The sequence below is a fragment of the Herminiimonas arsenitoxidans genome (assembly GCF_900130075.1).
Taxonomy (GTDB): Bacteria; Pseudomonadota; Gammaproteobacteria; order Burkholderiales; family Burkholderiaceae_D; genus Oxalicibacterium; species Oxalicibacterium arsenitoxidans.
Genome location: NZ_LT671418.1, coordinates 1680433 through 1693048 on the forward strand (window position 1 = coordinate 1680433; position 12616 = coordinate 1693048).

Sequence of the window (12616 nt, forward strand, 5' to 3'; positions counted from 1 at the left end):
GAATAACTCAATCCACTAGGAGACGAAGCAAATGTTGATCAAAAAACCTATAGCAATCGCACTAACTGCACTCTCGTTGAGCTTTACATTACATGCATCGGCACAAGTTCCTGCTGGTTACTCTGCCGACTACGCTAAGATCATTGACGGCGCCAAGAAGGAAGGCAAGCTGGTGATCTACAGCGCCACCGACTCCAAGGCTGTGGAACCACTGCTCAAGGATTTCGGTACGCTCTATCCTGGCATCAAGATTGAATTCAACGATATGAATTCAACTGAAGTGTATAACCGCTTTATTTCGGAAGCAGCGGCCGGCGGCACTACTGCTGACGTGTTGTGGTCCTCCGCGATGGACTTGCAATTCAAACTGGTCAGCGAAGGTTATGGCGCGACCTACAAATCGCAGGAATCTGCAGCCATCCCTGCCTGGGCCAATTACAAAGACAGTGCTTACGGCACAACCTTCGAACCACTCGCCATCGTTTACAACAAACGTTTAGTCAGCCCAGATGAAGTGCCATCTACCCATGCCGATCTGCTCAAACTGCTAACCACCAAGGCAGACAAGTTCCGCAACAAAGTCACCAGCTACGACATAGAAAAATCAGGCGTCGGCTTCTTGTTCATTACCGAAGATGCACAAACCAATCCGCAATTCTGGAATCTGGCCAAGTCCTTCGGCGATGTAGCGCTCCGCGTGCAATCGTCAACCGGCACCATGCTGGAACGCATCTCTTCCGGTGAGAACCTGATCGGCTATAACGTGATCGGTTCTTACGCACAATCACGTGCCGCCAAAGATCCATCAATCGGCGTGGTCTTCACTAAAGATTACAACCTGGTCCTGTCGCGTGTCGCCTTCATCAACAAGTCGGCTAAAAACATGAACGCATCCAAGTTGTGGATCGACTACCTGTTGTCCAAACGTGGCCAAACCATCATCGCTAATGAATCGCAACTGTATTCATTGCGTTCCGATGTCACCGGCAATTCAACGCTGGCCGCTCTGACGACACAACTTGGTACTGCACTCAAACCGATTGCAATCACACCATCCCTCTTGCAATACCTGGATCAAACCAAACGCCTAGCATTCCTGAAGCAATGGAAAGAAGCCGCAGGCAAGAAGTAATTCATCTGTAGCAAGCAAGGTGGAAAACGTGATGTCTTCCACCTTGCGTTCGAGATGACTGCAGAGCTTACGGCTGTATCCGCCCTGCGATTTAACACAGCTTATGCAAGGTATTTCTATTTATGACTACGCTTACTTCTATCCATCCGCTACCCAGCCGCTCCTGGCTGTCGCGCCTTAACTGGCCGCGCGGACTGGTCGTTACGCTGGCAGCGATTGCCATCTTTCTGCCACTGATATTGATTTTTTATCAGAGCTTTTTATCTGCGCCGTTTTTTGCGCCTATCAAAACACTGAGTCTGGAACCGTATCGCTTCATCTTCGATGATCCTGATTTCCGCCAGGCTTTCATTAACGGTTTAACCCTCGCCACCGGTCTGGCCTTGATCGCCGTACCACTGGGCAGCATGCTGGCGTTCCTGATGGTGCGTACCGATCTGCCTGGTCGCAACTGGATTGCACCGCTCTTGTTGGTGCCGATTTTTGTATCACCTATGGTGATCGGTTTCGGTTATGTAGTGTCTATGGGACCTGTTGGTTTCTATACGGTGTGGATGCAAGACATGCTGCGTTTGATCGGCATAGAAGCAACGCCATGGAATGTATACGCCTTCCCCAGCATCGTCATCATCGCCGGCTTGACACACGTACCACACGTTTATCTGTACGCCTCCGCTGCGCTCAAAAGTCTGGGTGCCGATGTGGAAGAAGCGGCACGCGTAGCCGGTGCTTCACCGTTGCAAGTTGCGTTGAATGTTTCCTTGCCTATGATCATGCCAGCGTTGGCGTATGCCGGCGTACTGGTGTTCTTCCTCGGCTTTGAAGTATTCGGTCTAGTACTGGTACTGGGTGATCCGGAAGGCCATTTGGTCTTGCCGACTTATCTGTACAAGCTGACCAACAAACTCGGCACGCCTTCCTATCATTTGATGGCAGCAGTTGCGGTGTGTCTGGTAGCAGTCACGCTGCCGCTGGTCATGATCCAACGCTGGTTGCTGCGTTCTGCCAATAAATATGTATCGATCAAAGGCAAAGGCTCGCGTCAAAAAGCGCTGCCTTTGGGTAAATGGAAATGGCTGGCCTTCGGCCTGATCGCAGCGTGGTTGATTTTCACGATAGTGATTCCATTGTCCGGCATAGCCTTGCGCGCTTTCGTTTCGCACTGGGGTTATGGCGTATCACTGATCGACGCCTTCACCTTCCAGCATTTCCGCGATATCTGGGAACAACCGTCTCTGGTACGCGGCATCGTCAACACCATCTTGATCGGCGTGATCGGCGGCGGACTGGCAGTGGCTTGCTATTGCTGTATCGCACTCGCCATGCATCGCAAGTCGGATGGCATCACACGCTTCCTCGATTACAGCGTATTGATTCCACGCGCTGTACCGGGCTTGCTGGCGGGTCTTTCCTTCTTGTGGGTATTCCTGTTCGTACCGTCCTTCCTCGACAACATGCTGAAGGGCTATGACAACTTCCTCGCGGTGTGGATGGTGGAACACGTCATTCCACAATTGCGTGAGCTGCGCTCCACCATTTTCTCTGTGTGGCTGGCGTACTCGGTGGTGTGGCTGGCTTATGGCTTGCGCCTGATCACCACAGCACTGTTGCAGGTTGGTCCGGAACTGGAAGAAGCCGCACGTGCGGTTGGCGCACGTCGTTCACAAGTAACTCGTGACGTCACGCTGCCACTGGTGCGCTACGGCGTACTCGGCGCATGGCTGATGGTGTTCCTGATTTTCGAACGTGAATATTCGACCGGCGTTTATCTGTTGTCGCCCGGTACCGAAGTCATAGGCGCACTGATCGTCTCGCTGTGGGCATCCGGCTCCGTCGATTTGGTCGCCACTCTCTCCTTTATCAACATCACGCTGGTGGCCATAGGCCTCGGCATCGCACTGCGCTTCGGCGTCAAGTTGCACGACTAATCAGGAAATCATCATGAACGAATTAAGCGTCAATGACTTGCATCTCGACTACGGCACCGGCGCCAGCGCCAATCAGATTCTCAAAGGTGTCTCGATGGAATTGCAACGCGGCGAAGTAGTCGCCTTGCTGGGGCCATCCGGCAGCGGCAAGACGACTTTGCTGCGCGCGGTAGCAGGTCTGGAATCACCGAAGTCAGGCGATATAAAAATCGGCGAACGCACCATGTTCGATGGCAATCGTAAGCTGGAAATTCCAGCGGAAGAACGCAATCTGGGTCTGGTGTTCCAGTCCTATGCGCTGTGGCCACACAAGACCGTTTCTGACAACGTCGGTTACGGTTTGAAGTTGCGCAAGATGAGCAGCAGCGACATTGCCGAACGCGTCAAGACCGTGTTGAACCAACTCGGTCTCGGCCAGTTAGGCGACCGCTTTCCACATCAATTGTCCGGTGGTCAGCAACAACGTGTCGCCATCGCGCGCGCGCTGGTGTACAACCCACCCGTCATTCTGCTGGACGAACCACTCTCGAATCTGGATGCCAAGTTGCGCGAAGAAGCGCGTGCCTTCTTGCGTGAGCTGATCGTACGACTCGGTTTGTCAGCACTGATGGTCACGCATGATCAAGCCGAGGCAATGGCGATCTCTGATCGCATTCTGTTGCTCAACAACGGCAAGATCGAACAACAAGGCACGCCGCAGAGCATGTATGAAACGCCGAACACCTTGTTCACGGCGGAATTCATGGGTAGCAATAACCGCTTGCCAGCCAAGATACTGCAGCGTGAAGGCGAGCATGTCGTATTGCAAATCGCAGGCGGCAATGTCAAGGCCACACTGCGCGGCCACAGCAGCGACAACAACGATGCCACCGCCATTATCCGCGTCGAGCAAATCAACATCTCCGATACATCCGTCGACAACGCGATCAAGTTACCGCTCTCCACCTGCATGTACTTGGGTGATCGCTGGGAATGCGTCTTCCGCAATGCAGCCGAAAACGGCACTGACGGTACTGTCCTACGCGCTTATGCAAAACAACGATTGGCACCAGGCGAATACTGGCTGCAATTGCCGCAGCACGCGCTCTGGGCATTCCAGACCAATTAATCATCGATCAGACATCACAGAAAAGGAGGCACATCCATCACATGTAAACGCTTTTGTGCAGCGTGGTCGTATCGCACAGCCAACACCAAAATATCAAATAAATGGGGACATCAAACATGAAGAAGAAATATCTGGCGACAGCAATGCTCGCCGCATTCGGCGCTATGGCAGCCAGCGCTTACGCGCAGACCAACGTCACCGTCTACGGTATCGTCGATACCGGTGTCGAATACGTCAACAACGCCAATGCCAGCAAGAATAGTCTGGTTCGCCTTAGCTCCGGCGCGATGAATACCTCGCGTCTGGGCTTCCGCGGTACTGAAGATCTGGGCGGCGGTTTAAAGGCAGTATTCCAGTTGGAAAGCGGCTTCAAGGTCGATACCGGTGCGCAAGATACTGCCGACTATTTTGGTCGCCAGGCCAATGTCGGCCTCGAAGGCAGCTGGGGCCGCATCGTTGCCGGACGTTCTTTCACCACCACCTATGATTTCATCCTGCCTTTCGATCCTATGGGCTATTCGGCCAGTTATTCATGGATTACCTCGGCTGGTGCAACCGGCGGTCGTAAAGACGGCATGGTGACCAATCTGGCTAACATGGTCAAATACTTAGGTAAATTTGGCGACTTCAAAGTTGGCGCAACGTATAGCTTTGGTGAAGTTGCAGGCAACACTAGCGATAGTGCCAAGTATGACTTGGGTGCAGGTTACGAAAAAGGTCCGTTGCGCCTCGCTGCGACAGTACAGCGTGCCAATGGTACGGCAAACGGTGTTGGCATATACGACAAAACCACCATCATGCATTTAGCCGGCGATTATCAAATCACCGATGCATGGGCTGTCGATCTTGGTTATCGTAATTACAAAATGAAGCTGGCGACCAATGCTCCCGACAAGCGCAGCGATTTTTACTGGGCTGGCGTCACGTATAAAACTACACCGGCTCTGACCTTGATCGCACTGCTCTCCTATCAAGACATCAAGAACGTCGCGGCCAACACCGATGCCGATCCATACATGCTCTCGCTCCGCGCAAAGTATGCTTTGTCGAAACGTACCGATTTGTATTTGAGCGGTGCTTACGCCAAGGCAAAGAACGGACAACTGGTTGGTCTGTCGCGTGATGACGTCGGTTACGCTAGCAATCAGCGCGGCATCATCGCCGGCATCCAGCATCGCTTCTAAAAACTGTGTGTTTTAAACTGCGCGGAATATTCATTCCGACTGGCGAATAGACTTACCAAGTAGCACGACAAAAAAAGAGGAACCCAAACGGGTTCCTCTTTTTACTTGAGGAGCAGCACATCAGTGCCGCTCCGTCTTGCTTCAGCTTAAGCCGTTACGCCGTCCTGAACTGACTCAGGCGCATCGCATGCTGCCATGTGGTGATTTCTGCGCATACGGATGTTGAACAGTTCCACCACCAGCGAGAAGCCCATTGCACCGTAGATGTAGCCTTTCGGGATATGGATCGCGAAACTCTCAGCCACCAGTACAGCACCGACGATGACCAGGAAGCAGAGTGCCAGCATCTTGATGCTTGGGTACTCGTTGACGAATTCGCCAATTGCTTTTGCCGAGAACATCATCACGCCAACTGCGATCACGATAGCGACGATCATGATTTCAACCTGGCTGACCATACCCACTGCGGTAATGACTGAATCCAGCGAGAACACGATATCGATCACAGCGATCTGTGCCAAGGTCATCGCGAAGCTTGCCTTCTTCACGACAGCTTTCGTTTCCTCTTCTTGATGCGTACCCATCAATTCCTTGATCTCGGACGAAGCCTTGTACAACAGGAACAGACCACCGAAGAACAGAATCAGATCGCGACCGGAGAAGCCCATGCTGCCAATTGTGAATATCGGTTCGACCAATCCCATCATCCACGACAGACTCAGTAACAACAGGATACGTGTACCCATCGCCAAGCCCAGACCGATGATGCGGCCTTTTTGCTGTTGATGTTTCGGCAGGCGATCAACCAGAACCGAAATGAAAATGATGTTATCGACGCCGAGCACAATCTCCAGCATCGCTAACGTTGCTAATGCGATCCATGCTTCTGGCGTAGTAAAAACTTGTAGAAATTCCATAATAGTCTCGAAAAAATTGGTGAATGCCTTACGCGCATCTCACGCCAACAGGGTGGGTTGATCGCAGAGTTCGTTTTGGCAAATATTTTTATGCTTGAAGCCAATTGCCTTTTCAACAATCAGCACCGGTGCTCCTACATCGGTCTTCCCCTTTTCAAACCACCGTTTCTGGCAGGTGAACGAACTTTAACGGAATCCTAACATTACTGGAAATCGAATTTAGCATGATTTATATACGGAAAAACCGAAGAGTATTATTTTTAAACGGATAAAAACGGATGATTAAAGCTGTATAAATCGACATTGAATATGTCGATTACCTAGCTAAGTTGCTGAATTTACACGGGAAGAGATAAAAATCGAGGCAAGAATCGGGAGAAATACGTGGGCTGGCGCTCCCGATCAGTAAAACAGCTAAAACATAGTTAATTCACACTAATTTTCATAACAAATTCTTAACGACGATCAATTTTCGTCAGAAACCTTGTTCAAATGACTCAAAGCCTGCTCTACCGTCGCATAGCGCAAGCGCACGCCCAGCTCAGCCTTGATCCGCTGATTCGCCAAGCGACGCGATTCCGACATGAAGGACAACATCATTGGTGACACCTCGTGCTGCAACTTCTCGCGCGACAAGCGCGGCGGACGCGGCAGCGACAAGGCATCGGCCACTGCATCAAAGTAAGCGCCCATCTTCATATCGCTATCATCGACCGCGTGATAAATACGGCAAGGCTGCGCACGGAACAAGGCCAGCGCAATGATCTGCGCCAGATCCTCGGCATGGATATGGTTGGTATATACGTCATCTTCAGGCAACAAGGCTGGCGAGCCTTTCTTCAAACGGTCGACAGGCAGGCGATCATCAGCATAAATACCAGGCACGCGTAAGATGCTCAGGCGCGATTGCGAACGACGTGCCCAGGCACGCAACACTTTTTCAGCATCCACCCGTCTGGTCGCGCGCGGATTATGCGGCTGCACCGTACGCGTCTCGTCTACCCACTCACCACCGCAATCGCCATACACGCCGGAAGTGCTGACATAAACCAGTGTCGCGTGGTCGGGTAAAATGGCGGTCAGATTACGTGTGCGCTTATCCGTAGCGCCTGCCGATTGCGGTGGTGCCAAATGCACAATATGCGAGGACAAGCGCGCCAAACGTGCCAGCGTAGCCGGCTCATCCAGATTGGCGATGACAGGAACCGCACCGGCAGCACGTAATTCTTCCTGCCTGGATAACTGCGTAGTGACGGCAAAAATGCGAAAACGGTCGCGCAACAGCGGCAGCAAACGCATGCCTACATCGCCGCATCCCAGAATCAGCAGACGCGGTTTGCCGAAGGTGTTGGCAGTATTTTTGCTTTTAGTATTTATTTTCATGATCGAGATTGTATGACGTTCCAAGTAACTGTTAAGCCGAGTGGTCGGCAATTTAGCTGCGAAGCAGATGAAACCATTTTGAATGCGGCGATACGCGCCGGCGTCGGCTTGCCTTACGGCTGCAAGAATGGCGCGTGCAGTAGCTGCAAGGGCATGATCCTATCCGGTACGGTAACGCATGGCCCGCATCAGGCACGCGCCTTGTCGCCAGCCGATGAAGCCGTAGGATTTTCCCTCTTCTGCTGCGCCCGTCCACATAGCGATATCGAGATCGAAGCACGCGAAGTGCTCGGCATCGGCGAGTTCCCAATCAAAAAATTACCATCACGCGTCGCCAAACTGGAAAGACTGGCTGATGACGTCATCGCCATTTCTCTGCAATTGCCCGCCAGCGAACGCCTGCAATATCGCGCCGGTCAGTACATCGAGTTTCTTTTAAAAGATGGCAAGCGCCGCAGCTACAGTCTGGCCAATGCACCGCATCTGGATGAGCAATTGACGCTGCATGTACGCCACATGCCGGGTGGCCTATTCACCGATCAGGTATTCACGACGATGAAGGAGCGCGACATCCTACGCTTCGAAGGTCCGCAAGGTACTTTCTTCTTACGCGAAGATTCGAAAAAACCAATGGTCTTGCTGGCCTCCGGCACCGGCTTTGCACCTATCAAGGCCATCGTCGAGCAAGCGCTGCACGACAAGAGCGCACGTCCGATGACTCTCTACTGGGGTGGCCGCCGTCCGAAAGATTTGTACATGCATGCGATGTGCGAAGAATGGGCACGCACAGTCCCGCACTTCACTTACGTTCCTGTGATCTCGCACGCAACAGCAGACGATCAATGGACAGGCCGTAGCGGCTTTGTACATCAAGTCGTGATGGCAGATCTGCCTGATCTGTCGAATTATCAAGTGTACGCATGCGGTGCACCGGCGATGGTAGAAGCAGCGCAAGCCGATTTCAGCGCTGTATGTAAATTGCCGGCTGACGAGTTCTACGCTGACGCCTTCACCTCGGAAGCAGATCTGGCCGCGGGTTAATCCGCTTGTTGATTAGCTATTAAGCTTTTAACCACGCGGCGTGCCGCTGAGCAAGAGTGGCGAAAAACGTTTTGACGCACTGCGCAAAACGTCATAATATTCTTCACATGAATATGACCGCCAAACTCTTGCGACGCCGTAACCAGCTGCCCCAGCCTTGGATGCCGTGCGTGTAAGCGTAAGCCGATCACTCAGCCACAGGCAAATCCTGTGGCTTTTTTTTTAGTAATTCTTAGTAGTTTTCGTACCAAATATTCTTTCAATTATTTGCGCTCAGGAGTAGCCGAAATGGAATTCAGCCAGTACCCCGTCAATTCACTGCTCTACATCACCAACCGTCCTGAACTGGTTTTCACCGAAGGCGACGGCATGTGGCTGACCGACCATAATGGCAAACGCTACCTCGACTACCTGCAAGGCTGGGCCGTCAACTGTCTCGGCCATTCGCCACAATGCATGCAAGATGCGCTGGCAACGCAATCGAAAAAATTGATAAATCCATCACCTGCGTTCTACAACGAACCATCGATCGCATTGGCCGCATTGCTGACCGATAACTCCTGCTTCGATCGCGTGTTCTTCGCCAATAGCGGCGCAGAAGCAAATGAAAGTGCGTTCAAGCTCGCGCGCAAATGGGGCAAGCTCAACAAAAATGCCGCTGGCGAAAATCGCTACGAAATCATTACCTTCGATCACAGCTTCCACGGTCGCACGATCGCTGCCATGTCGGCCAGCGGCAAAGCCGGTTGGGACACGATATATGCGCCGCAAGTGTCAGGCTTTTTCAAAGCCACACTGAACGATCTCGATAGCGTCAAGAAACTCATCACCGACAAAACCGTCGCCGTGATGCTCGAGCCTGTACAAGGCGAAGGCGGCGTCATTCCGGCATCGCGTGAATTCATGCAAGGCTTGCGTGCGCTGACCAAAGAACACGGTGTGCTGTTGATCGTCGATGAAGTACAAACCGGCATGGGCCGCACTGGCGAACTGTTCGGTTATCAATTGTCCGGCATCACACCAGACATCATGACGTTGGGCAAAGGCATAGGCGGCGGTGTACCACTGGCTGCGATGTTGTGCCGCGAAGAAGTCGCCTGCTTTGAACCAGGTGACCAAGGTGGCACCTACAACGGCAATCCATTGATGACAGCCGTTGGTATCGCCGTCGCACAAACATTGTTGGCACCGGGCTTTCTGCAATCGGTCAAAGACAAAGGCGCTTACCTCAGCGCAGCCTTGCTGAAACTCACAGAGAAGCACGGTCTGGCTGGCGAACGCGGCGACGGCTTGTTGCGCGCACTGAAACTGGGCTCGGACATCGGTCCACAAATCGTCGAAAAAGCACGTGACTTGGCACCAGTCGGTTTGTTGCTGAACTCGCCGCGCCCTGACCTGCTGCGCTTCATGCCTGCGCTGAACGTATCGTATGAAGAGATAGACCAGATGATAGACATGTTGTCTGGTGTGTTGAGCGACCTGAAGCCTTGAGCGGACTGATGATGCTGCATAGCGCCTCGATCAAGATAGCCAGCTTGCGCGGACTATTACTCGCGCTGCTGGCAGCATCACTACTCGCTGCCTGCGGCACCTCAGCGCCAATCAAGCGGCAATCGACAGGAAGCATACTGTACGAGCCTCAACCTATCAGCGAAAAAGGGAATGAAATCGCGCTCTATGCGATGGGCATGATAGACACCGGTTATCAATTCGGTGGCAAGAATCCTGAAGCCGGACTGGATTGCAGCGGCATGGTGTCCTATATCTATCGTCAGGCGCTCAACATGAACGTTAGCGGTAGCGCTGCAGACATCGCACGTCTTGGCAAAGAGATCGATCCGCGCACCTTGCGTCCCGGCGATCTGGTGTTCTTCAACACCATGAATCGACCGTTCTCACACGTCGGCGTCTACATAGGCGATGGCCGCTTCATCCATGCGCCATCCAGCAAAGGCAAAGTACGCATAGCGCGTATGGACAATGTCTACTTCGCGCCCAGGTTTGAGATGGCGCGTACTTACTTCGACTGAACCTTTTTCGACTACCCATCGTGAGTGATTCCAAACCCAAGTCCAACACCGATCATCGCATCTGCTTTGTCGGTGACTCCTTTGTCCAAGGCACCAGCGACCCGCTGTGTCTGGGTTGGGCCGGACGCGTCACACAAGATGCCGTAGCGCGCGGTATCAACATCACCCACTACAACCTCGGCATCCGCCGCGATACCAGTCGTGATATTGCGGCACGTTGGGAACAGGAATGTGCAGCGCGCTTGCCGGCTGACTGTGAACAGCACGTGGTGTTTTCATTCGGCGTCAACGACAGCGCTATCTATGAGGGCGTGTTACGCGTTCCTGAAGAAGAAAGTCTGGCCAACTGCAAGAACATCCTGCAGTCCGCTTCAGCACGCTACAAGACATTGATGGTTGGACCACCACCTATGCCGGACGCACCGCACAATCGTCGTGTTGCACAACTGGATCAAAAGTTTGCTGAAATCGCGGCCAGACTCAATATTCAATACTTATCGATATTTGAAACTCTGCGCAAAGACGAGCATTGGCTGAAGGAAGCAATTGCCAATGATTTTGCGCATCCGCGTAAGTATGGGTATGACCGCTTGGCCGGATTGGTACAGAACTGGTCGGGATGGTGGTTTAGATAACTCTGCTCACTTATTGCGGAGTGATACCGGACAACGCTATTTTCTGCACTGATACGGGCTTTCACCTTTCAACTCTTGTCCAGTTTGCGCATCACGAATAAGTACAGTTGCGCCAGGATGGGCCGAGCACATTGCATTCCTCACTGTGTATATACCACGACCTTGTGCGCCAACTTTCCACTTCATATCTGATCCATCAGGCAACGTACCACTCACAACATAATTGCCGGACATCGTGACACAGCCAACCAAACTGGCGACAAACAACAGAATGGAAAGACGAAGAAACATCATATTATTCCTTGAGAATTTTTCGATCTGACTAAGTTACCTATTTCATTTTTTGGGGACAAGCCATAACTATGGGATTGACATCAATTTAAATATAAAAGCGACGCATTGCGTCGCTTTTATACTAAGAAATTCCTGTTACCTACATTAGGTATACGAGCAAAAATAGCACTGCCATCTATTCCCATAGACACGAAGACATTCATATTTTTCCTGCCAGTACCAGAGTGGCAATCAAGGACTTATACCTTATGTATTCTAGGCCAGCGTAAACGGCGGCGGAACGGTTTTCGATCCCTCGATCAAGCCATAGACCGCCACGTTCAACGCTGTTTCAGCGCCTATTGTTCTGCTGCACTCTGCAATGATAAAAGCAGTCGCCAGAGTTGCTGCTTGTGCAGCTTGCTCAAAATTCAGATTGTTCTCTTGCATGATGAGAAGCAGGCCATCCTGCAGCGAGGTAATTGATTCCTCGAAGGACAAGTTAGGTTCTTCGCCGCGCAAAGACTTGTCTCCTCCCAGCTTTTCCGTATCCAGTGGTATCCCCCGGCTTGTAAGCGCAGAGGACAAAAGCGCCAGTAAGTCCGGAGCTTTTTCGTTTGCCTCTGCCGACAAAACAATCGCTCCTCGCTCCAGCTTATCCAGATCAAAGTTAAATGATCTCAAAAGAAAACTGCCCGATAAGCGTGCAACCACCGCAATCACTGTCTCTGGATGTATTGCACGATTTTGACCTATCCGCATTGCCAACAGCTCGACTATCTGCCCGGCCGCATTGTTCTGTTCACTTGTAATATTCAAAAATCCTCCTGATGTATTCGTCTTACTATGCAGTTCTAATTTTCACGACTGTGTGAATATAGAAAATCGCTTTCGTTTAAGCAATCCCATATCGAAAAGATATATGGAATTTAAAGTAAAAAAGCGACGCATTGCGTCGCTTTTTGTTTGAGCAAATAAAGCTCAG

Annotated in this window: 12 protein-coding genes; 8 read left to right on the forward strand and 4 right to left on the reverse strand. The window is 51.8% G+C overall.

Annotation, left to right across the window (positions count from 1 at the left end; translation table 11 throughout):
* Positions 1 to 31: 31 nt before the first annotated feature.
* The 4 genes from BQ6873_RS07940 (at position 32) to BQ6873_RS07955 (ending at position 5352) form a co-directional block, all read left to right on the forward strand.
* A complete protein-coding gene (locus BQ6873_RS07940; RefSeq protein WP_076592165.1) occupies positions 32 to 1132 on the forward strand; it encodes an ABC transporter substrate-binding protein in 1101 nt (366 codons plus the stop codon).
* Between the two features lie 122 nt (positions 1133 to 1254).
* Positions 1255 to 3060 (forward strand): ABC transporter permease, encoded by a 1806-nt coding sequence (locus tag BQ6873_RS07945; protein ID WP_076592166.1) that lies wholly within the window; start codon positions 1255 to 1257, stop codon positions 3058 to 3060.
* A 13-nt stretch (positions 3061 to 3073) separates the two neighbouring features.
* Positions 3074 to 4168, forward strand: coding sequence for an ABC transporter ATP-binding protein (locus BQ6873_RS07950; protein WP_076592167.1), 1095 nt, complete (start codon positions 3074 to 3076; stop codon positions 4166 to 4168).
* Between the two features lie 116 nt (positions 4169 to 4284).
* Positions 4285 to 5352, forward strand: coding sequence for a porin (locus BQ6873_RS07955; protein ID WP_076592168.1), 1068 nt, complete (start codon positions 4285 to 4287; stop codon positions 5350 to 5352).
* Positions 5353 to 5498: 146 nt separating this feature from the next.
* Here BQ6873_RS07955 and BQ6873_RS07960 read toward each other — a convergent pair whose 3' ends face one another.
* Both BQ6873_RS07960 and BQ6873_RS07965 read right to left on the reverse strand, forming a co-directional pair.
* Positions 5499 to 6269, reverse strand: coding sequence for a TerC family protein (locus BQ6873_RS07960; protein WP_076592169.1), 771 nt, complete (start codon positions 6267 to 6269; stop codon positions 5499 to 5501).
* A gap of 465 nt (positions 6270 to 6734) precedes the next feature.
* Entirely contained in the window at positions 6735 to 7652 is a 918-nt protein-coding gene (locus tag BQ6873_RS07965; RefSeq protein ID WP_076592170.1) for an SDR family oxidoreductase, read from the reverse strand.
* A gap of 12 nt (positions 7653 to 7664) precedes the next feature.
* Here BQ6873_RS07965 and BQ6873_RS07970 point away from each other — a divergent pair, with 12 nt between their 5' ends.
* From BQ6873_RS07970 to BQ6873_RS07985, 4 genes are all read left to right on the forward strand, one after another.
* The gene (locus BQ6873_RS07970; RefSeq protein WP_076592171.1) at positions 7665 to 8693 is read left to right on the forward strand and encodes a CDP-6-deoxy-delta-3,4-glucoseen reductase; all 1029 of its coding nucleotides are present in this window, start codon (positions 7665 to 7667) and stop codon (positions 8691 to 8693) included.
* 288 nt (positions 8694 to 8981) lie between these two features.
* Entirely contained in the window at positions 8982 to 10184 is a 1203-nt protein-coding gene (locus BQ6873_RS07975) for an acetylornithine transaminase (protein ID WP_076592172.1), read from the forward strand.
* Between the two features lie 8 nt (positions 10185 to 10192).
* Positions 10193 to 10723, forward strand: coding sequence for a C40 family peptidase (locus BQ6873_RS07980; protein ID WP_083664422.1), 531 nt, complete (start codon positions 10193 to 10195; stop codon positions 10721 to 10723).
* Between the two features lie 20 nt (positions 10724 to 10743).
* Complete coding sequence (locus BQ6873_RS07985; RefSeq protein ID WP_076592174.1) at positions 10744 to 11358, forward strand: DUF459 domain-containing protein; 615 nt, start codon at positions 10744 to 10746, stop codon at positions 11356 to 11358.
* A gap of 36 nt (positions 11359 to 11394) precedes the next feature.
* Here BQ6873_RS07985 and BQ6873_RS07990 read toward each other — a convergent pair whose 3' ends face one another.
* Both BQ6873_RS07990 and BQ6873_RS07995 read right to left on the reverse strand, forming a co-directional pair.
* A complete protein-coding gene (locus tag BQ6873_RS07990; protein WP_157889213.1) occupies positions 11395 to 11649 on the reverse strand; it encodes a hypothetical protein in 255 nt (84 codons plus the stop codon).
* Between the two features lie 258 nt (positions 11650 to 11907).
* A complete protein-coding gene (locus BQ6873_RS07995; protein ID WP_076592176.1) occupies positions 11908 to 12450 on the reverse strand; it encodes a hypothetical protein in 543 nt (180 codons plus the stop codon).
* Positions 12451 to 12616: the final 166 nt, after the last annotated feature.